The following is a 24,590-nucleotide window of genomic DNA, read 5'->3' as shown; positions in this document are numbered from 1 at the left end:
GCAAAATATTTGATATCCTAGACTCCTATGTCCTGCACATTGGACTAGTTCTCTTTGCTACCTTTCCTAGGTGTTAACTAATTATTAATGCCCAATTAGCAAATAATAGTCTAACAATTCAAACTGTTAGTAATTTCATTATATAATATTTGCCGCTAATTCACTATACACATTTAGCACATTAAGCTCATCTGCGCCAAATTCTTTTAATCTAGCAGGTACAGAAAGATAGATTACTCCTTTTACCCAACCGTTTGAAATGATTGGTACAGTAATAATCGAATCCCAATCCGGTAACCCATTTACGGTATTAATTTTCTCTGATTCTTCCCAATCAATCGTATATAAACCAAGTCGATCCGTGATAACGGTATTGACAATTTCCTCGTTGTAAGTAAACTTGTCTACCCAATCTTCTTCTTGGGATTTCCTACCAAATGTATCAATAATTGATTGGCCATCTGAAATTAAGATATATCCATACTGTGCCTCAATAATTTCAATCATTCTACCTAGGAAATGATAGAGTTTATCCTCTATTGATAGATTCTTATTCGTTAATTGAATAAGTTCTACCAGTGCTAATACGTTTCGTGCGTCTCTAATCTCGTCCCCTGATACAATTCCTGTTAATTTATTGGCTGGCTTCACTTTATTCTCAAAGTCCTTATGCCATACTTGCGAGTTATTCCGGCCATTTTCTTTGGCAACATATAATGCCTGGTCTGCCTTCAAAATAAGTTCTCTAACTGTCTGTCCCTGTTCAGGGTATGAAGCAAGCCCCATACTCAAGGTTACTTCATGCTTATCACCCAGTAGTCTTTGACCTTGGACCGTCTTACGAAGCGATTCCGCTATACGTTTAGCATCCTCTAGTTGTACAGAAGGAAGAACGATGATAAACTCCTCCCCACCAAAACGTCCAACCATACTTGTATGGTCAAGATGATCGATTATTATCTGTGAAACATCTCTTAGGATTCGGTCTCCAATTTGATGTCCATAACGGTCATTAACACCTTTAAACTTATCTAAATCAAACATGATAATACTGAATTCTTTGCCGCTTTTTCTTGAGAAGTCAAGCGTATTTTGCAAAGCATCTTCTAGATATTTTCTAGTTAAGGTACCGGTTAATTTATCAATTGATGCGGTAATGGTTAATTGACGTTTTTCTAATAGTAATACTAAGAAATTTACCATTTCCATACACTTTTCTAAACCATGCTCATTAAAATTATTGACAATCTTATCTGTTTCTAAGTAGATAAAACCGAGAATTTGATTGCTATCACCAAAGTAAACTTGTGATTCTAGCTTTTTAATAATAGGAATACACATAACTCCCTTTAATTCATCCAATAAAAAGTGATGGTCTCCTTTTTCCTCATTCGCCCATTTTGATAATAGAACTGGCTTCATGGTCGATCGTACCCGATTAAATATAGCTGCATTTTCAGGTGCTTTGAAGTTTCCATCTATGGAAGAGAGAACGGTTAATTCTTGTCCTTTTTCTTCTGCTAGTATATACCCCTTAGTTGCTAGCAATTTACCAGAAAGGAATTTACCAATGGAATCTAAATTCCTATTAACATCCGTATCAAGATGCTGAAAGAAGAAATCTTCTATGTGGAAATTTCTCCCTGAAAGCTTTTCCATATATTGACTACTCACATATTGCATAAATTCTTGGTTGTTAATAAAGGTATCTACCTGATTAGCATGTAGTAGTGCTTGTAAGTCTTCAATTGACGTTATCTCTTCAGGTAAGAACTCTTCGTCTAAGTCAAGTGACGAAATAGAACCTCTTATTTCCGATAACCGATAAAACTCCTTGGAGAATTTTCGTCCATTAAAATAATCTAACTTATATTCATTAGGTATTTGGCTGATTAAGAACTTAATTCCTTCACTGCTTTCTAAATAATAATTAGCAGCTTCGTAATACTTTTTTGATGCATAATAAGCATTTCCCAGATCTGCTTGAATTCGAGCAATAAGTTCCTTATTTCTCGACTTTTTAGCTAAGTCTAAACTTTCCTCTAAGTAGCCAATTGTGTGATTTGGATTCAAATGAAATTCGATGGTGCCTTTTGCATGAAGATAAATAGCCTTTAGCCGTTTCGGTGTATCTTCCTGAATATACTGCTGCACCTTAGTAATTAATCGGTTCGCCAGCACGTAATCACCTTTCTCACAAAGATGATGGATTGCCTGACACAAGCTTTCAATATTGGTAGATTTATTAGTAATCTTTTCCGAAATCTCTAAGATTTGACTTGTCAAGAACTCCGAAATATTATCATGTTGTAATTGATTAATTAACACATGTACTGTAGCAGTATATTTCAGTATATTCTCATGCTCACTATGAAACTGGATTGTTTTTTGATTATAATAATCTGCTTTTTCATAGTTACCAAGTAATTGATACAACATCGCACTAGTTTCATAATAGTCTCCAATATCAAACCCTTTATTTGGATTATCCTTTATGTCCTTTTTCAACTGTCGGTATAATTCAAGAGCTTCCGGATAATTATTCATTTCTAAACTTACTTTTGTTAAAAAGTTAAGGAGCATGTATTTTTCCATTGGCATATTGTAACGCTCAGCCTTTGTCAAGGCATGGCTAAAATGGTCATATGCTGTATCAAAATCATATTTATTAAGATAAGATTCTGCAATATTGATGAGTGCGTATACTTCACTTGTAAATATGCCATATTCCTCACTTAAATGTTTAACTTGTAAGTGGTACTCCATTGCCTTATCTAGATCTTCATAAATTTCAGCATATACGGCCCCTATATTGTTTAAAGATAATAACGCACCTCTCGAATAATCAATTTCTTCCAGCAGATTTACTGATTTATGGTATGCCTCTAAAGCCTTATCAGCTCTACCAGTATGAACATAAATAAATCCTAGGGTACGGTAAGTATTACCTTTGATTTTATTGAAGCGGTCCCCACATTCCTCAATAATCTCCAAGAACATATCAGCAGCTTCTAAGATCTGATTCTCTTCCACAATTAGTAATGCTTGGATTCTTTTAATCTCGAGACGTGCCTCTTCATTAGGACTTTGCAACATCTCTTTCTCGGCTTTAGCAATATACTCTAGTACTTTTTCTTTGTAATGTAATAGTACAAATGCATTTGCTAAATTTACATAAGCACTGATTTTATGCCGACTATGATTGTCTTCTGTTGCGAGACGTTCTGCTTCCTCCAAGTATTCAAGTGCTACTGTAAAATCTCCTGCATCCGATAACAAGGCCCCAATTTCAAGATAAAGTCCTGTTCTTTCTTTAGGTAGCATGGTATGTTGAAGCGCGTTTTTCAAATTCTCAATTTGCTCTCTCGTATTCCTAGCTACTTGCATCTTCTTTGCATTTTCAAGGTAATATATTTTTGCTTTTTCATGATTTTCCGACCGAACAAACTGAAAAATTAAATCATCCAGATTCATGGCGTGTGAGACATCAATACGATCTTCTACAATAGAAGCAGCCAACTGATGATAAGCTAGTCTTCTTTCTGGCTGGATTTTATCATAAACAATATTTTTCAATACTTTACTACGGAAATCATACAAATAAGAGTTATCACCGATTAAGCGCTGTAATACTCCTTTTTTTACCAAATCTTCCACACTATTCTCTAATTTCTCTGAAGTTGGTAAAAATTCTTCCATCATCCTTAAGGAAACCGGCTTTGGAAAAATAGAAATCGTCATCAAAATCTCCAAACTAACTGGATGTAAATCCTTCAACTGGTTAACAAGCGCATGTTCAACACTATTAGGGAGATCTAAAGTGTTATAATTACTTTCTTCTGGCAAATCTATTTGCCATCTACCAGTATCCTCACCAACATAAATAATCTGGCGGCTATATAAGTCCTTCATGATTTCAGTAATAAACAGTGGATTTCCGTAAGACTGGGAATAGATTCTTCTTGAAATATTTCTCGGTGGGAAAGATATTGATAATATGCTCTGAATCATTTCGCCCGTTTGTTCCTCATCCAACAAATCCAAACGAATGGTTTCCGAATCCATCCTTTTTTTCATATTTTTAATAAAATCAGAGGCAACTGAATTATGGGAAACATCACTGTCTTCACAAGAGAAAATTAACGTTAAATTCGTATTCTCTAATACTTCTGTACACAAATAGTTAAATGTATCGATAGTAAAATCATCTGCAAGGTGAATATTATCAATAATAAATGCTGTCGGACGATCTTGGATACTCTCACTAATAAACCCTGCAATTCTATTAAGCAAGCGATATTTCGTGTTTTGCTCATTCGAATAATTCATCGTCGTAGCATAGTTTTTATCCATTAATTCCGGGAAGTATTTCATTAGTTCGGTGTTGTATTTTTCAACCGTTTGACTATTGGTTTCCATGATTAATTCCCTTAATATATCCACCCACATTTTCTTACTATCATCTGAAATACTATTTAAGCTATAGCTTGCATATACACTTGCCTTGCTTAAATCTAATAAAAAGTTTACCTCCTGAAGAAAACGTGTCTTCCCAATTCCATTTGCGCCTTGAACATAGAATATTCGTTTTCCAGGCTGGTAGGAAATCATCTTGTCATATGCTCTTAGTATATTCTGTATATGGGCATCTCTACCAACAAGCTTTGTATGTAAATTAAGCCCATCAAATTCTTCCTTTCTCACAATCGAGTAATTCGTTTCTAGTGCCTCATTAAGTTCGATAATTAAATCATATAAATTCGTATATGTGTGGTCACTATCTGTATCTAGTAACTTGTTAAGGATGGGGATAACTTTCAGAACATCCGAGTCTAAAGTATTTGTCATAAAAGATGTTAGTTCTTCCTTAGGGTTATCAAGGGAGGGATGCTTGGTTAACATTGCCAATAATATAACACCTAAAGAATAAATATCTGATTCCGCGTCTTCCATTCTCCCAGCTAAAACTTTTGGAGATTTATAGGCTGCATCTTCCACTTGCTCTGTATGTGTCTTTCTTTCCATTTGTACGGTTGCAACATCTTCAATTAAAATATGAAACCCTTCATTACGTTTGTTAACAAAAACAGCATTACGATTTAAGGCACCATGAATAAACCCCTTCAAATGCAGGTAATGAACTGCCGTACAAATCTCCACAAAACAATCTATTAGTTGCTTAAAATTCATCTTTTCCGTTACATCAAACAGCTTTTTCTTACCAGTAATATATTCCGATGTATAAAAATACTGTGGCTCTGACTGAAGCTTATTATCGATAGATGAAACCGTGTTAAAATTATAGTTCCGAACGATACTATTACTAGTTAATCCCTTAATTTCAATAAAACGACTGACATAAAAATCAATCAACGACTTAGGCAAATACTCTGAATTTAACAAGTTTAATAGAACAACTTTATTATCATTTCGCATATCAAATGCCAAATATACGGTAACATGCTTTTTTTGATATAATAGTTCTTTTAGCCTATATCTGTTATTGATGATCTCCATTTCCTTCACTCCTGCGAAAAATCATGCCCCATCTGACAGATGTTTCATATAATCAAATCTTGTACCTAACTTGCTTTAGCAGAACTACTCTTGAACATTAATATATTCGTATTCCTTATATATAAAAATTCAGATATTAAAAGATTTAGTATTCATAAATAAGTAAATTCACCCATATGTAAGACGAAGAGGTACATTATAATCCTACGAAAATAAAAATGGCTATTCATATACATGAATAGCCAAAATAAAATTTGGTAACCAGGCGATCATAGTCACTTGTACTTTAGACCCTAAGCTTTGCGTCCTACCCTTTCGAATAGTTTGCCTTTTTTCAAATTTTCCAGTATTTAATTACTATTACTTATTACCTATTCTACACCAATCTTAAGATAATTCAATAATTTAAGAGAACAAATTTCCGTTTCTTTCAAAAAATTTAGTAGATTTAATATTATCTCAGATTGTATTACCCACATTTGGAAGATTTGAAACATATTTTTTTAGGTATGGTTTTGGGGATGTTTTTTGGTGGTTATGGTCTATTACTATGGGTACATGGTTTCTCTTTTCGAGAGTATGGTCTTCTACTTTGGGAGCATGCTTTCTCTCTTTGGGAGTATGGTTTTCTGCTTTGGGCGCACGCTTGCACCTTTCGGGAACATGGTCTTCTGCTTCGGGGCCATGCTTCCCCTTTTCTGGCACATCACCTCTAGCCTCGGGTTCATGCTCAGAACAACAAATCCTATTACAAAAAAAAGAACCCATGGGCATATACCACAGGTCCTCATAATCAATATAAACAAACTATCAACTAGAAAAATAATAACCCAATTGAAATTGGAATAAAGCTCCAAAACAGCACCATCACACAGAAGCCCATAATATCACGTACTTTTAATCCAGCAATCGCAAGTAATGGTAATGCCCAGAATGGTTGAATCATGTTTGTCCAAGCATCTCCCCAAGCAACAGCCATTGCTGTTTTAGCAGTATCTGCGCCTAGACTCAAGGCTGCATCTATCATAATTGGCCCTTGAATAGCCCATTGTCCACCACCAGATGGAATGAAGAAGTTCAGAATCCCTGCACTAATAAAGCTCAACCACGGTAAAGTGAATTCATTAGAGATACTTACGAACCACAATGATAATTCTTCAGATAATCCTGAAGATTGCATCATACCCATAATACCTGCATAAAAAGGAAATTGGATAATGATCCCGCCTGCATTTTTCACCGCACCTGAAACACTATTTAAGAAACGTCTTGGTGTTCCATGGAAAATAATTCCTAGGAATAGGAATATAAAGTTAACGATATTAAGGTTCAAATCAAATCCATTAGTAACAAAATGGTAAACTATAAAAGCCAGTCCAAGTATACCAACTAGATAGGAAATAATTCTACTGTTTTCTAATTTGTCAGCAGGGGTTAGATCCTCTTTTGGCGTAGGCTCTGGTTCAGAACCTTCCATAGTACTTTGCTGAAGGTTTAATAACGTTGGGTCAATTTTCCCTACACTTTGAGTAGATTGCATAATTAATCTATTCAATAATGGAAGTGTCACTAATAAAGTCCCAACGATAAATAAGTTTGGACCAGCGAATAGAGTTTCTACAACAGGGATACTACCGATCTTATCCACTAAGAAATGATCCTCCGTTGCAATAAGTAGTGGAATCGACCCAGAAAGACCACCATGCCAAACTAGGAATCCACTGTAGGCACTTGCCATTAGTAAACGGTAATCAGCAGATGGTACACGCTTTGCTACATGGATTGCTAGTAATGCCCCGACCACGAGACCAAATCCATAGTTAATTAAACAAGCAATGGTAGCAACCAATGTAACTAGAATAACTGCTTGTCCAGGTGTGTTTGCTAGATTACTGATCTTCCCAAGAAACCTTTTTACTACTGGGCTATTTGCGAGAATATATCCCGTTACTACAATTAGGGACATTTGCATCGCAAAAGCTAATAGCCCCCAAAAGCCCCCACCCCAATACTCAACCATATCAACAGGTGTGCTGTTCGTGAAAACGATGCCAAACAAAAACACTACAAAAGTTAAAATAATAGCAAATAGAAATGCATCTGGTAAGTATCTACGAACAATACGATCAAAGAAATTAGTAATCGAACCAATCATAGCCTTTTCCCTCCTTCAAGTGGAATTAATATATTTTTTTCAGAGATGCTCATTTAACTCTGGGTATTTACTATTCTTATAGTGTATTAGTTTTTCATTAAAATTCCAAGTCACAAAGGAACTTTAACCGTTGTTATTTATTAAAAGAAACTATTATAGAGGGAATTAATAGATTAGAGAATAATCATTTTTATCCATTAAAAGTTTCAATAGAGATAATATGTCGAGGTGTCTTTGTCCTTATGGCTATCATTTAGGTTTTTTCATATATTCGATAATTAAAACGTCTAGTTCTTCACTTCTTTCTAATACTTCTTTACTATGTATACCATATTTTTTTGCTTCGTCTAGCATTGTTGCTTGTTTTTTATCAATCATATTTTGAAGTTCCTTTTTCGTATTTTTCATTGCATCCCTCCCATGTTACAGAGTAATTTGTCTCTTATATACCTCATTTTTAGATAGAATAAACAGGAAAAAAATACAAGTGCCAAGCACCGGTTAATTCAAATGAATTTTCCGGATGCCTGGCACTAATTGTTTGAAATAGAATTATTCAGATTTCGATTTAAAAAAATCTTGGAGCTGTTCTAGGGTTGGCATGGCTGGAATGGCACCATTTTTGGTTGCCACATAACCTCCCATAGCATTTCCAAACTCAAGGATACTCCTTAGTTCTTTCTTCGTTAATTCTTTTCCAAGTACGTTCATTTCAAGGATTTGATAAAGTGCTCCAGCTAAGAATGCATCGCCACAACCGGTTGTATCAATCGCATACACTGTAGTCCCTGGAACCATTAGGGATTCTCCATTGGCAAAGCAATAGCTTCCTTTTGCCCCTAACGTTACAAAAAGTAGTGGGATATCATATTGTTTAGTTAGCTTTTCTACTCCAACTTGGATATCATTTGCCCCTGTCAAAAACTCAAGTTCTTCTTCTGAAAGCTTAACTATATCCGCAAATGGCATTATTTCTAATATCCATTTTTTCGCATCACTTAAGCTTTCCCAAAGAGCGGGGCGTAAATTAGGATCAAAGGAAACAGCGACTCCATGGTCCTTTGCATACTTTAGCGCAGTGAGTGTAGCAACGCGTACTGGTTCATCCGTCAAGGAAATGGAACCAACATGAAAAATTCTTGAATTTGAAATTAAATTAAGCTTCAAATCATCTTTTGTTAGCATCATATCCGCTCCAGGCTTTCGATAAAAGCTAAAGGAACGCTCCCCTTCCTCTGCAATATGAACAAAAGCGAGTGTCGTAGGAATTTGGACATCTACCATTCCTTCAACGTTAATCCCCTTATCCTTTAACGTATCCCTTAACATTTTACCAAACTGATCACTACCTACACTTCCCATAAAAGCAGACTTCTTACCCAAGCAAGACAACCCAGCCATCACATTACCTGGAGCCCCTCCTGGATTTGCAACAAAACTTGGATTACCATCCTCATTAAACCCTTGCGGTGTAAAGTCCACTAGTATTTCACCTAATGCTGTAACATCTATCACATTGCCACCTACTTTTTATCATCCTTATTAATATGTCGTTGTACGCTGTAAATCCCATTTGTGTACATTAAGCGTAACACGACCATCTACGTTAAACACTATTTCATGTCCTTGATCAAAAATACGCGCTGAAAAGACTGCTTCACCATCATTAACAAAAAGTTCTAATGATGATGCATCCCTAAAGACATGGAGCGAATGAAGTTTATCCAAGGAATAGTGTCTCTGTTCAAGCTCTTTCCCATTAAACTTTTCTCGTTCTAACGTGAGTACTTGATTAGACTGATCAAATAAAATAATTGTTGAATTTCCTAATTGGACAGAAAAGTTTTCTGCATTCATTTCCGTTATTTCTATTATAAGCTCCGAGACAGACCCACTAACATGTTGAAAAGTCTTGGCCTGTGAATCAAGTAAAACATCTTTGTAGCCTACTTCATTTTCACGAAGCTTTTTTAATTCCCGGACAGGATGTTGTAAAAGCACCCCATCTTTCCACTCTAGTTCTCTAGGTATGGTCAACGCATGGATCCATTCATATTGTACGGTCGGTTGAACAACATCCTCTTCCTCTGCATTTCCCATCCAACCAAATAATAATTGTCGACCATATTCATCCACTGTTGTTTGGGGAGCATAGAAGTCAAAGCCACGATCAAGTTCTATAAAATCCCCATGTTCAAAAGCAGCCTTTTCTAAATCAACTTTCCCTGCAAAATAACCTGACTGAAAAATATTCTGGAAATCAAATCCTCTAGGTTGAATTCCTTGTGGACAAACTAATAGAATATCTTTCCCATTTACTTTTAGTAAGTCAGGGCACTCCCACATGTAACCGAAATTTCCAAGCCCGTTTTGGTTACTACCAGAAAGGGTTCCACGGAATTTCCAACTTACAAGATCAGAAGAAGCAAATAGAACTACCTCACCTTGTTCCGCTTCCGTTTGTGCACCTAGAACCATATACCACAAATTATCCTGGTAAAAAACCTTGGGATCACGAAAATGAGCTGTATACCCTGTAGGCACCTGAATAACTGGACCTTTTTTTTCAAATGTCAAACCATCTTTTGAGACCGCCAAACATTGATAGGATTCACGATTTCCTTCATCATCCTTCACATTTCCAGTATAGAAAAGATACATTTTATCATTATGAACAATCGCACTACCAGAATAACAGCCATCTTTATCAAACCAACTGTCAGGCGCCAGTGCAAACGGTGCTTCCTTCCAATGTACCAAATCATCGGAAATATAATGTCCCCAAAACTTTGCTCCGTGGGACGTTTGAAAAGGATTCCACTGATAAAAAATATGGTATTTGCCTTTATAATATATAAATCCATTCGGATCATTTAATAAGCCAACAGGGGGCATTAAATGGTAATGCAAGCGATAAGAATCGCTTGCAACCACTTGTTTAGCGTTAGCTATCATACTGTTAACTTTTTTCTGCATTTCTAAAGCTGTTTGTTTCATAACAGACTCCTACTCTTATTTTTCAAATTTCTCTGCTACTTTATCGGAATATCCAAACATCCAAGTCAACGCAAACGCTACTGCAATCGCAATTAGATTCGCTAAAATATATAATGGTAATTGAGAATTTAGATATAATAACGTACCAGGAATAACTGTAATCGCCATACCAGTACCTGCTAATTTGAAAATAGCGGCTAAGAATCCTCCAACTGCACCACCGATTAAGCCCATAACAAACGGTTTTCCATAACGAAGATTAACCCCAAATATTGCCGGTTCTGTAATTCCTAAAAATGCTGATAGTGACGATGGCATTGCAAGTGCTTTTAGCTTTGCTTTTTTAGTTTTCATACCTACAGCTAATGTTGCACCACCTTGAGCAGCTACAGCACAAGTGACAATTGCGTTATACGGATTGTTACCCAAGTTCTCTAATAATTGAACTTCAAGTAAGTTGAAAATATGGTGGACTCCAGTAATAACAATAATTTGGTTTAGACCCCCAAGTAGAATACCTGCTAAACCTAATGGTAAATCTAACACCCATAATGCTGCATCTAAAATATAGCCTTCTACCGTATGGAAAATTGGCCCAATGATAAATAATGCTGCAATACTCATGATTAGTAATGTTAAAAATGGTGTAACGATTAAATCTAATGCTTCCGGAACCCGTTTCCGAATCGCACGCTCTAGTTTAGCCCCAATTATCCCAGCGATAAATGCAGGTAAGACTGCACCTTGATACCCTACAACCGGAATGAAATCAAAGAAATAAAGAGGATCAGCTCCTGAAGCTACACCCCAAGCATTCGGTAGAGCTGGACTAACTAACATCAATCCAAGTACTAGACCAATAATCGGTGTTCCACCAAACACACGGAATGTTGACCAAGCGATTAATGCAGGTAAGAATATAAATGCTGTATCCGTTAGTATTTGTGTATAAAGTAGGAAATTACTAGAGATATCTTCAGGTACAAGTCCGAAGAGGCCCAGGATTTCTTCTTGCATGATTAATCCCCGTAGCCCCATAAATAATCCTGTTGCGACTAGTACAGGTATGATTGGTACAAACACATCACCAAATGTACGGATGGCACGTTGGAATGAATTTCTTTGCTTAGCTGCTTCTTCTTTCTGGTCTTCCTTTGTCATTTTATGAAGATCAAGCTTTTCAACTTCCTCATAGACCTTGTTAACTGTCCCAGTCCCTAGAATAACTTGATATTGACCAGAGTTGAAGAATGCCCCTTTTACCTTATCAATGTTTTCAACTTGCTCCTTGTTTACTTTCTCATCATCTTTAATGATAAAACGAAGTCTTGTAGCACAATGTGTGACAGATTTAATGTTCTCAGGTCCGCCGACAGCATCGATAATTTCACTAGCTATTCTTTTATTCTCCGACATGAATATTCCTCCCATTATTTTTAGGGAATCGATTCCATAGCATAGAATGAAAAAGAAAGAAGTGTTTAGATAACCTTTTTTCTTTTCTCACACTATCTTCCTCTGATATGGATATCCCTTTTTTTATAGTTTGTCTATTCGAAGTTGCTATGCTGTGGAATCGATTCCATTTTATATAAACTTTTTATGGAATCGATTTCACTTCGTATCATACACTTTTTCGTATGATAAGTCTATAGTCTAAAATAATCTGTTTTTGGTAGTTCTTGGATTCAATTTTGGCAAGTATTTGTTTTGCCGCCTGTTCACCCGCTTTTTCATTTTGATAGTCCACTGTTGTTAAAGGTGGATCTAAGTATTTTGTTATTTCTGATGCCCCAAAGCCAGCTAGTGCCATTTGATTGGGAATCCTAATCCCTTTTTCTTTTAAATAACTCATCGCCCCAATTGCAAGCCGATCTGTTACTGCAATCGTAGCAGTTGGTGTAATGGATGCATTTTTTAAGATTAGTTTCATTGCTTCATGACCTGAATCGATATCAAATACCCCTGTTTGAATCCACTCAGGCTCAACAGCCAGGCCATTTGAAGTCATCGCATCAAGAAAACCTGCTTTTCGTAAATAACCAACAGATTTATCTGCTTCATCCACTCCAATAAAAGCAATGTTTGTATGTCCCTTTTCAATAAACAATGACGTTAAATCATGAGCAGCATGGTAATCGTCGTAAGTAACATACATCATATCTTCTGCTTCCTGGCCCACAATAACTACAGGTACTTTTATTTCCTTTATTTTTTCCAATAAAGTAGGATCGGTATTGGTTGCTATAAGAATAATGCCATCCACTTGACGTAATCTTAACAAATCCAGATATTCGATTTCTTTTTCCTTATCTAAATTAGTATTGGCAAGTAAAATCTGATACCCATTATTAGTTAATTCCTTCCCAACACCTGTGACAATTCTACTAGGAGTTTCCGTTTGTATGGTTGGGAGAATAACCCCAATAACCTTGGACTTTTTAGTTCGAAGGGATTTTGCGTGCTCACTAGGTGCGTAACCGGTCTCCGTTATCACCTTTTCTACACGCTTACGAGCTTCCTCACTCACATATCCTGAATTATTTAACACACGAGAAACCGTAGTCCTAGAAACCCCAGCCATCTCTGCAATCTCCTTAATCGTTACCAACCGAAACCCCTCCTTCATTCTTCAAGAAAATTCAACAAATTTCGATGGGTGCTAGGCACCTATATCCATATACTACTGCTTCAAAATCAAAAAATCCACACATCTTACAAGATGGTGGATTTCTATCCATTCATTTTTTTTTACGGAATAACAGTGCAGCAGCGAAAACTGCCCCAGCAGCCCCAACATATTTTACACTTGTTAAAGACTTCTGAAACCAATACCTACTGATTGATTCCATATCATTAATTAGTTCAGCAATTTCTTCATATATAAAACGTTTTTCCATTGGTGTTAAATTTTTTGATCTTAGATTTTCATACAACTGATTTATTTTCAAACTATTTTTTTGCTTATCCTTTTCTACAATCTTCGGGCTATCCTCATTAATGAGTTCGAGGTATTGAAGAATTTCCTTAGCAAAAGAGACTGAATACGATTTTTTAATCAACCTACTAATACATTTTTCTAATTCTAAATCCCTTAATTCACCTAGCTGATGTATTGCCTCAATAACCTCATCCGTAAAGCCCTCAGGATGGAATTCAACTTTTTTCCGATATCCCATTATGATCACCCTATGCAAGTAATAAACTAAAGCGAAACTAACACTAATCATACTACATTTTTCCTAGAAAATGGATTACATTTATGTTTCAAATAATTTCCCTTTAAGTGCTTTGATATAACGGTTCGCAGACCTTTCTACCGAAGCTATTCCATCACTTTTCACGATTCGATGAAACGCATTATAAATCCGATCAAACTTCATCGTATGAATTCTCTCCACAATTTCAGAAACCTTAGATGCTGGTAACGGAATTAAGTTAGGGTAGCTATACATGAAACTGACCCAATTTTGATCAAGTACTACTTGGATAATGTCACCTGACAACAATACTCCAAGACCTTGATTACCGTGCTGCCACTCTAAAACTGCTCCACCCTTAAAATGACCACCCAATCGATGCAAGATTAGACCATTATTCAGTTTACGTTTCTCACCCGACCAAAAAACAATACGCTCACTTGGTCTAGTTACCCATTCTTTGTCATCTTCATGAATGTAGATCAGGGCATCGAAAGTCTCTGCCCATTCAACCTGAGTCGCATAATAATGTGGGTGAGAAAGTGCGATGGCGTCAATACCACCTAGTTTATGAATTTCTTGTACAGTGGTGTTATCTAAATACGTTATACAGTCCCAAAGAATGTTAAATCCATTGTTCTGTACCAGATAAGCGGTTTGTCCGATTCCGAAGTTTGGTTTGGTGTGGATACTATAGAGGTATTCTTCGTCTTGTGTAATTACATTTAGGTATTCTGTTTCTTGAATCATGCTTTCGAGCGTTGTCCAAGACTGGCCATCGGGGTGCACATACTGTCTTTCTTCATTGCAAATCAAACAGGAATCAGGTAGAGTAGATTGCTCGTATTGAATTCCACAAGTCCTACAAATAAAATGATTCATAATTCAACGTCTGAACCCCCCCACTTAATTCCTATATATTTCCATTTTATCCTACCGTCATGAAATAACAATCCAACTTAAGTCCTATATAAACCTCCGATGACTAAAGTAGGAAGTTCTTGGTTTATTCATAAATTTTGACACATATTCTCTATCCATTTGCAAAAGAATAACTTGAGGTGAAATTATGTTGAATCGTGCATTAGTTACGGGATTAATAGGAATTGGTGCCGCTCAGTTTTTAAAGGTTCCGCTTCATTATCATGAAACAGGTGTCTGGGACTGGAAAAAGATGTTTGGTTCCGGAGATATGCCAAGCTCGCATTCTGCAGCGGTAACTTCGCTTACTAGTTATGTAGGTTTTAAAAACGGCGTTTCATCAATGAACTTTGGGATTAGTAGTATTTTTAGCTTAATTGTGATGTATGATGCAATGGGAATCCGTTGGCAAGCTGGGCAAACAGCGATAGCAGTTAACGATATGTATGAAGAATTAGAAAAGTTTGCTGAGAAACATCCTGATGTTTCATATCGAAAACGAGAAAAAGAATTAAAGGAAATGCTAGGCCATATGCCAATTGAAGTTATTGGTGGAGCAGCACTTGGATTATTGATTGGAGCAGTTAGCCATCTATTAGAAAAGGATGACTAGGGTTAAGGGGACTGTCCCTCTTTATTATCATCTACAGAAAGAGGGAGCCCCTATTCATTTCCTTAATAGATTGAATCACTAATTTTGGAATAGCTTTATTTGGTAGCGTATCATCATTTGTTTCTTTGCCCCACTTCTCACTTAGCCAATCCTGACACTCCTTCATCTCGCTTCGTTTAGAAGTAGCTGTATGCTTCATCACCTCTGGCATATTTGCAAATAGAAGCACTGACAAAACATCCAGTTCATTTGCTAACACCACATCATGATCTAGTCGATCACCAACATGTGCAATAATTTCACTGCCACCTTCAAGCAAACCCTCCACCATTTCTAACTGTGGCTTACCAAACCCCACTTTCTCAGGTGTAATTACAGCCTCAAAAAAATTCGTCAACCCAAGCACATCCATAACTGGTTTTTGATATTTTTCAAACCCATTGGTCACTACTGCTAAACTAAATCCTTTTTCCTTTAGTTCTTGCAAAGTCTCTACAACCCCATCCTCTAACAAAAATATCTTAGGAGGTACGGAATGTTTCCTAACCAATTCCTCTACATTGATTTTTATGGGAATCCCTTTTCTAGCAAAAACGTCTTGAATAATATCATCCCAATTATAGGCATCTACGATTAATCCTGATGCCATCCGCTTCCGGTGCTCCAGAACCAATTCAGGAAAAATGCGCTGCCCACTACCAAGAAACCTTTCAGCAAGTCGATCAATCTCAGGAAAAACCCCATCCTGAAAAGGGTTCTGCATCAATGTCCCGTCTAAATCAAATGTAATCCATTTCTTAGTCACTCTTTCATTGGCCTCCTTTACTACAAAATTTATGTTACTACTATTCTATCATGGTATAGAGGGACATACATTTTTAATTGAAGAATTCCCCCTATCCCCCTACTAGAATCAACCTTCCCAGGGTATTATTATAATTTTTCCGCAATTTACAGTTTGCTAAAAAAGATTTATACTATTTTCATTCGTGTTTATATAGGAGAATATTACTATGAAATATAATGGTAGAATCACATTATTACTGTTATTACTACTTACACCAAGTATTCTCCTAATATTTGGAAATCAATTTAATCTACTTTAACTTATTTATAGTGCCATTAATGCAGGAATTGCTTGGCTTATTGGGAGTTATATGATCGCATTAAATATTATCCTTTAATGATAATTTGACAAAAAGTCTATATCCGAAGATATGGGTATAAAGTCACCCAGAATTAATTTCTGTAGCAAATATAAAGAACTTGTGACGATCTTAAACATAGATATTTTTAATTTCAAATGCATGAACAACAATTATGGTCATGAATATGGTGATCAAATCCTTCAAGAATTTAGCAATAGTGTTCTACACAGCATAAAAAAGAACGACCTACTATTTCGTTGGGGTGGGGATGAATTTCTAATTGTTCTACAAAATGCTAATCTGCTAGTATCAGAAAAATTTTCCAATTGGTTGAATCAAACGATGAATATGGAGCTTAGGAATTCAATTAAAGAAATTGATGTTAATTTATCAATAGGCTATCCTATCCTTAGAGAAGACTGGCAAACATTTGATAAATTGGTTTCCATTGCCGATAATAATATGTATGAGGTAAAAGCCTTGTTTAAGAATTAGTAAACTATAATATTGACTATTTATAACGGAAAACTTTTTAAAGGATTACATGTATTGCAAAAAAATTATTTGAGAGGGTAAAAAATGAAGAAACCACTTCAATTATCTTTAATACAAGAAGAAAAACAAGCTACTAAATGGTTATTAGGTTTGTTTTATGGAATTTTTATAATCTATGAAGTTATTTATTCTTATCTATTATCTACATTACCCTGGGTTATTGAAGTAGTGAATACCACTAGTTTCTTTGACTATTTAGTCTATCTAGTATTGATAGCCATACTACCTTTATCCTTTTATTTAATGAAAATAAATAAACCTGAGCATATTAAATATGTACTTTTTATCAGTTATACATTCGTTAATCTTATTAGTGAAATTTGGCTATACAGAAATAATGACGTTCCTTATAGCAGTGGTAATTTAGTAGAAATAGTTATCATTTTATTCTCGCCTATTTTTGTAAATAAGAAATACTTTTATTTAATTTTCCTAGGGACAATGTTGAAGTATTTAATAATTGGATCTGTTCTCCAATATAATGCTGTAATTGCACCATTATTACTTGTTGTTGTACTCTCCCTAATTGCTTTTATAATCTTGTTAAGAATTATTAGTTATGTAGATACAGTTAAAAATTCTTATGATAAACAAATTGAAGGAATTGTAAAAGGTGTAATTGCAACATTAGAACTTAAGGATCCATATACAAGAGGTCACAGTGAACGTGTGGCTGAATATGCGATGGTATTAGCGACAAAAACTGGAAATTTTGATAAAGATGAGTTAAAATATTTTTATTATGCTTGTCTATTACATGACATTGGTAAAATTCATATTCCAGATGCTATATTAACAAAACCTGGTAAACTAACAAAAGAAGAATTTAATATAATTAAGATGCATCCACTTGTTGGAGCAAAAGCAGTCCAAGAAGTTGAGGGGATTTCAGCTAATATTGATGTGATTCGCCATCACCATGAACGTTGGGATGGTAACGGCTACCCAGATAAGTTAAAAGGGGAAGAAACGTCAATTCTAGCTAGAATTACGTCAATAGCAGATGCATTTGATGCGATGACCTCATCTAGGTCTTATCGTTCTGCTCTTACATTAGAGGAAGCCTATTCTCGCATTATTGAAGGGAAAGGTTCCCAATTTGATCCTTATTTAGTAGAATTATTTAAAGATGTGTTTCCTGAGTGGAAGAAAACTCACGAGCGATATAATAATCGAAAGGAGGTGCACTAACATGAAGGTACGTAAACTTAAAAAAATTAAAACAACTTGCTGGTGGTGTATTCTTATTCCTCCATATAAGTAATATCTTTAAGGATGCTGATAATCTAGCATCCTATTATTTTGATAAAATGGTGGTGTTGAGATGAAACTTACGCTTGATTCAAAGCTAAACCTACAGTCAATAGAAATTCGTCCAGACAAGAAAAACTATATCGTGGAAGATCCCAAATCAGGCGAGTTTTATGAAATGCCAAAAATATGTATCGATGCCATTGAATTGATGAATAAAGGCAATCGCTTAGGTGAAGTCGAAATGGTACTAAAACAAGATTATCCTGAAGAAGATGTTGAAGTTATTTCATTTGCTGAGCAACTTGTTGAATTTAGCTTGGTTAAAGAAATTGATGGTGTACAAGTTACTGCAGCGAAACAAACCCGAACATCAAATGGATTTGAGTGGATTTCACCTAAGGTTGCGAGATTATTCTTTAATAAAGTATCAAATAAGATTTATATGATGTTGCTTATCCTAAATGTCCTTTTCATTATCCTCAATCCAGAACTTTTACCCAATTATAAAGATGTATTCTTATTTGATTCCATGATGTTCAATATGCTACTTTATGTGTCTATTTCACTAGTACTTATACTAATACATGAATTTGGCCATATTCTAGCTATTCGTTCGTTTAATTTACCTGCTAAGCTAGATATTGGGAATCGTTTATTCTTAGTGGTTTTTGAGGCAGATTTGTCAGCTGCTTGGAAACTCCCATCCAGGAATCGAAACCCTCTATATTTTGCAGGAATGTCTTTTGAACAAGTGGTTATTTTTATTTCTTTTATCATTACCTTGTATTTCGCGGAAGCTAATTCACTACTTACAGGTATCCTTGGGATCGTAATCTTTGATATTTTAGTTAAAACGGTCTATCAATTCTGCTTTTATATGAAGACTGACATGTATTATATCATTGAAAACATCTCAGGACATTATAATCTGATGGAGAACGTACTACAGTATCTAAGAAGATGGCTTCCATTTATAAAAAAAGATACTACCACAGAGGCATATCAGAACGAATTAATCGGAATCCGTATCTATAGTACTTTTTATCTCGTTGGTATCCTAACTACCTTCCTATTGATTGGAATTTATGTCCTACCACAGGCAATATATGCTTATTCTAATTCGATTGCTAACCTATTGGAGTCACCCGCAAATCCACTATTTTGGGATTCTATTGTCTTTCTTGGACTTACCATTCTCATGGTAGGGCTACTACTTTATGCAAGACTTAAAAAGAATAAGACATAATCTAAAGGCAGTTCATGTGTGAACTGTCTTTTCTTCTGTATACGTGGATTGAAACCCTTCCTTTTCCACACACCTCACCTAAAAATTCTCCATATCATAAATGTATACCCTTTCGGAAAGGAGTCAGCCATTGGAAGACGTACCTTTTATATTAAGACTGGTACCTTTATATTATTTCCCGTATTATACGTAATTTTCATTATTTTAGATCAAACCTCCTTCATACCAAAATGGGCTCAATCATAGATTAAAACTGGCATTTGCAATCATATCCTGTTTATTATATTTCTTAGTTGGTTTTAGATTGATTGTACAGGGGATATTAGTTACCGGAGTTGAGATGATTTTTAGAGATACAACTCATAATACCGTTTTTGGTATTTATGAAAAGGCCAAAAGGAGAATAATTCACTATCTTTTTATAATCATTTTTTTTACCTCGAAAACTATATAACTCTGGTGGTTTTTCGAAGCGGAAAATGAAGGGTAGGTGTTTTCACCTACCCTTTTTAGTTATAACGGTCTATTTTCAAACGGAGGTTCCACTGGTTGTGGAGCAACTCTAGCATTCTCTAGTGCAGGTGTATCTTTCCTAGCAATTTGATAAACTGCTGAACCGACCACATAGGCCATGTTTTCCAATTTCTCCATACTTAATTTCTCAATCGTGTCAGTCGGTTGGTGATATTCTGGCTCTAATGGTGCATAACTAAAGGCTGCTGATGCAATACCAGCATCGTGGAATGGTTGGTGATCACTTCGTCCTACCCTGCCATATGTTAGTGGCTCGAAAACTCTTAAGCTAGATGATGCAGCAAGATTCGTTATCGTATTTCGCTCTCCGTCTACGGTAAACATAATCATGTCACCAGCATTAGCGCTACCTACCATATCGAAATTAAACATACCAACAGAACGGTCTAATTCTTCTTCAGAAAGAGTAGAAACATAATGTCTTGAACCTCTTAGCCCAAATTCTTCTCCTCCAAACGTTAGAAAGCGGATTTCGGTATCCGTCTGCATATTACTTAGTACTCGAGCAAGTTCTAGGTTAACCCCAACTCCTGACGCATTATCACTTGCCCCAGGGGAACCAGGAACAGAATCATGATGAGAACCAACATAAATGATTTGACCCGTATCATGATTCTTATGTGCTTTTTTTGTGGCAATAACGTTATGAGAAGTTATCGTAGTAGAGCCTCGCTGGAATTGGAATTCCTGTATCGATACCTCTAATCCCAGTTGTCTATATTGATCAGCTATATATTGGACAGCCGCCCATTCCCCTTCTGTTCCAGCAACACGAGGACCTATTTCTTCTGCCAGATGGGAAATATGATCGTAGATTTTAGATACATCAATTCGTTTAACAATTTTGTTATCAAAAGCTTGAACGGATGGATTGTTTGGAGTAGTTAAATCATTTGCAGAAACCGGTGTTACCAATAAACCTAATGCCAACATGCTTGTACCAACGACTTTAACATATTTCTTCATTAAAAATTCCCCCTTAAATGATAGTTTTTAAACAATCTACCAAGTTTCACCTCCGGATTAATAGCTTTTGTCGAATGGGAACACTCTCGAAGTATTACAAAACATATTAGCATTCCTATCAAGGAGGATAAATGGGGTAATAGTATCATTTTTCTGAAATTTAATTGATTACTAGAAGTACTTTATAACTAAAATGAAGCTGTGGTTCATTTAGCAAGAATCACAGCTCCATTTTAAGTTATATGTTTCTTTTTATTTTGATAACTATCATTATGTTATAGTTCAACTACGCCCTTACTCCTTCACCCTTCGCACCGATAGCTCCTCATGAATAACATCATACATTTCCTCAACACCACTATCGGTAGCTTTATAAGAAAAGGAATTCTCGACATCAATTCCTAGATTTCCAGCTTCACTAGCAGCATCAATATTTGCACCAAGGAACATAAATTCCCATCCATGATTTTTCTGTTGATCTACAATCATTTTTTTTACTTGCTTATAGCTATAATGCCAACTAGCATTTTCAAAACCATCTGTCGTAATGACGAACAAAACATTATCTGCCCTAACTTCTGGCTTTGTATTTGATAACCGGTAGCTGACATCCATTATCGTCTTACCAATCGCATCCAATAGTGCAGTCGAGCCTCTGACAAAATAGTTTTTTTCTGTCAATTTTACTTCCCTCGCATCTATCCCATTCCACAATAATTCATACTCATGGTCAAACAAAACAGTAGTTAATGTAGTTTCCCCTTTTAACTTGGATTGTTTTTCAACTATTGCATTAAAGCCACCAATTGTATCCTTCTCAAGTCCACTCATCGAACCGCTACGGTCAAGTAAAAAGATAATTTCCGTTTTCATTCTTATCATCCTCCTATTTAATTAACCATGCTATAATATTAAATAAATTCACGGATGAAATGGTCGCCTGTAAAGCGACATTAGGAGGGATACTCTTGCTTGATCAAAGTCTTTTACTAGAATTAGAAGAATACATTGAGCTGCATTTAAATGCTATTAAACTCTCGAAAAGTCTAGAAGTTTACAAAGAAATGGACATCCTGGAAAGTCAGATTGATGTAGAAACGTTTATTGGTCAAAGACGAAAACCAACATTTCAAGAGTCACTTCTAAATTTCATTGACAGTTCAGGGGCTACTGATACCGAGGTCTACAAAAAAGCAGAACTCGATAGAAAACATTTTTCTAAAATACGATCCAACACAGATTATCGTCCTAGTAAACCAACAGTTCTTTCTTTGGCATTAGCCCTAGAACTTTCCAAGCAAAATACCGATACACTCCTGCAAGCTGCAGGGTTTTCACTATCAGATAGTGATACATTTGACCTTATTATTCAATTTTGTCTTGAGAAAGAGATATATGATCGATCTGAAGTGAATAATATGTTGGATTATTTTCAGGTGAATACCTTGAATTAATGGATGAGATCACCAGGGAGGAATTCCAACCTTTAAGCAATTTTTTTAGTTTCTTCTCTCCAAATTGTTAAGTTATTAGTAATTTAATATAGTACTAAAATCTAGTTTTTTTGCTCACGATTTCTAAAGAGTCCTATTAGTCCATCCTAATAATCTAAAGTTCAACCGAAATATAACCTTATACTCCCTTCTTTTTGGGCTGTTAATAAGCAATTATATATAAAATTATAAATTTGTTTTTCGTCCCAATCCATAGATTGATCGTCTGGATTGAATGAATGATTGTTATTGTTTTCCTTAAGCCTTTTCCAGCTTTTTTCTATTTGTTGTAAAGAATATGTTGCCTCTTCTCCTGTTCCACTAACCCCAGAGTAATATTTATAAGCATCTAAGAAGTTGAACAAAATTAGTGCATTTGGATTTCCCATACTGAATCTAGCATATGCTATTTCTTCTCCACCCTTATTTATTCCATAGATATCATGCCCCATTAAAGTAGCCTCCTTTAATTTAAGTTACTAAGTAAATGAAACGATAATTTAGTTAAAACATGCTGATTATTGAATGTTTTGGTTATAGTCGCTGAACATCGAAGGTTTATGATCAGTGAAAGTTTGAGGAGTATTTCAAAAGGGGGTTTCTTGTGGACTTTCCTTAATTAGCGCAAAACTTTTTTAATATAACACTTCACCAAAAATAATGGATCCGTATACTTGCCTCTATAATCTATAACAAATTTGATCCTCCTCTTTTTATATCATCTTAGATCTACACATAAAAAATAGGGTATCCAACTGATAAAGTCAAAAGTATAAATAAATGAATTTGAAGATTTATTTATCTAAAATATGTATTTTGCTAGAATAGTTTTTTTATAAACGCACCTGAAAGATTAGAATAATTTAATTTCAATAATAATTCAGATTAACTTCTAGTACATAAAAAAAGCTATTTGTTTTAGCCCCATGGGTTAACTAATACAAATAGCTTTACTATACTTCGACATGATTCGAGTAATTTCGAGAAGTGACAGGCACCGGCGTCACTAAAAATCATCTGGGTTAGATCCTGATCTCTCGTTTTTGTTCAACCCATCAATCTTAGCCATATCTTCATCTGACAATTTAAAATCAAAGATATCTGCGTTATCCCGGATTCTTTCTGTTTTAATCGATTTTGGAATGGTAATGACGTGATTTTGGATATCCCAACGTAGAATAACTTGTGCTGCAGATTTTCCATATTTCTTTCCAATTTCAACTAAGATAGGCTCATCCAATAATCCTCCACGCTTTAGTGGGGACCATGCTTCTAATTGAATATTCTCCTTTTCACAAAAAGCTTTCAATTCTAACTGTGAAAGATGCGGATGATATTCCACCTGATTCACAACAGGTTTCACCTTGCAATCAGCTAGTAAATTCTCTAAATGATGCACATGAAAATTACTTACACCAATTGCACGGACGCGACCTTCCTCATACAACGTTTCTAAAGCGCGATACGTTTCCTTATATTTTCCACTTACTGGCCAATGAACCAAATACAAATCTAAATAATCCATTCCCAACTTTTCTAAACTTTCATCAAATGCCTTTAAAGTAGATTCATATCCTTGCTGGTCATTCCATACTTTGGACGTTATAAATAACTCCTCCCTTGGAACACCAGACTCTTGTACGGCTAATCCCACACCACGCTCATTATCATAAAAAGAAGCTGTATCAATACTTCTATACCCTACATCGATGGCAGTACGAACAGCATGGATTGCAGTGTCTCCATCTTCGACTTTATAAACACCTAGGCCAAATCCAGGCATTTTGACACCATTATTTAAGGTGATTTTGTCGTTTAGACTGGTAATCATTTAGACTCCTCCCAACATTTGCTTACCGTGTAAAAATTATATCCTATCTAAATCATACAGGAACAATTAACAGAAATCGACCAATTAAAATGGAAAAAGCGTCAGCCCAAATGGACCAACGCTAGCTAGAAAATCAGGAAACTTACATGGCGTTCCCTCA

The 24,590-nt window shown here is 35.5% G+C and carries 19 protein-coding genes and 1 riboswitch; of the genes, 5 read left to right on the top strand and 14 right to left on the bottom strand.

Features of this window, described 5'->3' with window-relative positions; genetic code table 11:
- Nucleotides 1-138 precede the first annotated feature (138 nt).
- The 9 genes from TY11_RS12910 to TY11_RS12870 all read right to left on the bottom strand — a co-directional run bounded on the left by TY11_RS12910 (nt 139) and on the right by TY11_RS12870 (nt 14,754).
- Nucleotides 139-5,517, bottom strand: a complete 5,379-nt coding sequence (locus TY11_RS12910; RefSeq protein WP_042146791.1) for a diguanylate cyclase — start codon at nt 5,515-5,517, stop codon at nt 139-141.
- A 253-nt stretch (nt 5,518-5,770) separates the two neighbouring features.
- A riboswitch (cyclic di-GMP riboswitch) is annotated at nt 5,771-5,856 on the bottom strand.
- 475 nt (nt 5,857-6,331) lie between these two features.
- Nucleotides 6,332-7,672, bottom strand: coding sequence for a short-chain fatty acid transporter (locus TY11_RS12900; protein WP_197025091.1), 1,341 nt, complete (start codon nt 7,670-7,672; stop codon nt 6,332-6,334).
- Between the two features lie 249 nt (nt 7,673-7,921).
- Nucleotides 7,922-8,080 (bottom strand): aspartyl-phosphate phosphatase Spo0E family protein, encoded by a 159-nt coding sequence (locus tag TY11_RS20155; RefSeq protein WP_081755914.1) that lies wholly within the window; start codon nt 8,078-8,080, stop codon nt 7,922-7,924.
- 144 nt (nt 8,081-8,224) lie between these two features.
- Nucleotides 8,225-9,187, bottom strand: a complete 963-nt coding sequence (locus tag TY11_RS12895; protein WP_042146788.1) for a carbohydrate kinase family protein — start codon at nt 9,185-9,187, stop codon at nt 8,225-8,227.
- A 27-nt stretch (nt 9,188-9,214) separates the two neighbouring features.
- Nucleotides 9,215-10,669, bottom strand: coding sequence for a glycoside hydrolase family 32 protein (locus tag TY11_RS12890; protein WP_042146787.1), 1,455 nt, complete (start codon nt 10,667-10,669; stop codon nt 9,215-9,217).
- A 15-nt stretch (nt 10,670-10,684) separates the two neighbouring features.
- Nucleotides 10,685-12,085, bottom strand: a complete 1,401-nt coding sequence (locus TY11_RS12885) for a sucrose-specific PTS transporter subunit IIBC (protein ID WP_042146784.1) — start codon at nt 12,083-12,085, stop codon at nt 10,685-10,687.
- 208 nt (nt 12,086-12,293) lie between these two features.
- The gene (locus TY11_RS12880; RefSeq protein WP_042146782.1) at nt 12,294-13,280 is read right to left on the bottom strand and encodes a LacI family DNA-binding transcriptional regulator; all 987 of its coding nucleotides are present in this window, start codon (nt 13,278-13,280) and stop codon (nt 12,294-12,296) included.
- A 130-nt stretch (nt 13,281-13,410) separates the two neighbouring features.
- Nucleotides 13,411-13,848 (bottom strand): hypothetical protein, encoded by a 438-nt coding sequence (locus TY11_RS12875; RefSeq protein ID WP_042146780.1) that lies wholly within the window; start codon nt 13,846-13,848, stop codon nt 13,411-13,413.
- An 81-nt stretch (nt 13,849-13,929) separates the two neighbouring features.
- On the bottom strand, nt 13,930-14,754 hold the full coding sequence (locus TY11_RS12870; RefSeq protein ID WP_042146778.1) for an MBL fold metallo-hydrolase: 825 nt from the start codon (nt 14,752-14,754) through the stop codon (nt 13,930-13,932).
- A 184-nt stretch (nt 14,755-14,938) separates the two neighbouring features.
- On the opposite strand from TY11_RS12870, the gene TY11_RS12865 reads away from it, so the two are divergent.
- Nucleotides 14,939-15,403, top strand: coding sequence for a divergent PAP2 family protein (locus tag TY11_RS12865; RefSeq protein WP_231495819.1), 465 nt, complete (start codon nt 14,939-14,941; stop codon nt 15,401-15,403).
- 31 nt (nt 15,404-15,434) lie between these two features.
- On the opposite strand, the gene TY11_RS12860 is transcribed toward TY11_RS12865, so the two are convergent.
- Entirely contained in the window at nt 15,435-16,208 is a 774-nt protein-coding gene (locus TY11_RS12860; RefSeq protein ID WP_042146774.1) for an HAD family hydrolase, read from the bottom strand.
- Nucleotides 16,209-16,620: 412 nt separating this feature from the next.
- On the opposite strand from TY11_RS12860, the gene TY11_RS12855 reads away from it, so the two are divergent.
- From TY11_RS12855 to TY11_RS12845, 3 genes are all read left to right on the top strand, one after another.
- Nucleotides 16,621-17,046, top strand: coding sequence for a GGDEF domain-containing protein (locus TY11_RS12855; RefSeq protein WP_042146771.1), 426 nt, complete (start codon nt 16,621-16,623; stop codon nt 17,044-17,046).
- A gap of 84 nt (nt 17,047-17,130) precedes the next feature.
- Nucleotides 17,131-18,297, top strand: a complete 1,167-nt coding sequence (locus TY11_RS12850; protein WP_042146769.1) for an HD-GYP domain-containing protein — start codon at nt 17,131-17,133, stop codon at nt 18,295-18,297.
- Nucleotides 18,298-18,430: 133 nt separating this feature from the next.
- Nucleotides 18,431-19,606, top strand: a complete 1,176-nt coding sequence (locus TY11_RS12845; protein WP_042146768.1) for a hypothetical protein — start codon at nt 18,431-18,433, stop codon at nt 19,604-19,606.
- Between the two features lie 513 nt (nt 19,607-20,119).
- On the opposite strand, the gene TY11_RS12840 is transcribed toward TY11_RS12845, so the two are convergent.
- Together TY11_RS12840 and TY11_RS12835 are read right to left on the bottom strand one after the other, a co-directional pair.
- A complete protein-coding gene (locus tag TY11_RS12840; protein WP_042146765.1) occupies nt 20,120-21,106 on the bottom strand; it encodes a M28 family peptidase in 987 nt (328 codons plus the stop codon).
- Nucleotides 21,107-21,400: 294 nt separating this feature from the next.
- Nucleotides 21,401-21,979 (bottom strand): vWA domain-containing protein, encoded by a 579-nt coding sequence (locus tag TY11_RS12835; RefSeq protein WP_231495818.1) that lies wholly within the window; start codon nt 21,977-21,979, stop codon nt 21,401-21,403.
- 95 nt (nt 21,980-22,074) lie between these two features.
- On the opposite strand from TY11_RS12835, the gene TY11_RS12830 reads away from it, so the two are divergent.
- The gene (locus TY11_RS12830; protein WP_042146761.1) at nt 22,075-22,560 is read left to right on the top strand and encodes a hypothetical protein; all 486 of its coding nucleotides are present in this window, start codon (nt 22,075-22,077) and stop codon (nt 22,558-22,560) included.
- Nucleotides 22,561-22,721: 161 nt separating this feature from the next.
- Here TY11_RS12830 and TY11_RS12825 read toward each other — a convergent pair whose 3' ends face one another.
- Nucleotides 22,722-23,051 (bottom strand): hypothetical protein, encoded by a 330-nt coding sequence (locus TY11_RS12825; RefSeq protein ID WP_042146759.1) that lies wholly within the window; start codon nt 23,049-23,051, stop codon nt 22,722-22,724.
- Between the two features lie 554 nt (nt 23,052-23,605).
- Nucleotides 23,606-24,430 carry an aldo/keto reductase gene (locus TY11_RS12820; protein ID WP_042146757.1) on the bottom strand — a complete coding sequence of 275 codons (825 nt, stop codon included), beginning with the start codon at nt 24,428-24,430 and terminating at the stop codon, nt 23,606-23,608.
- Nucleotides 24,431-24,590: the final 160 nt, after the last annotated feature.

It is taken from the genome of Paucisalibacillus algeriensis, from assembly GCF_000577245.1.
Classification (GTDB): Bacteria; Bacillota; Bacilli; order Bacillales; family Amphibacillaceae; genus Ornithinibacillus.
The sequence above is the reverse complement of the archived record's forward strand: the minus strand, read 5'-3'. Positions and strand labels throughout refer to the sequence as shown.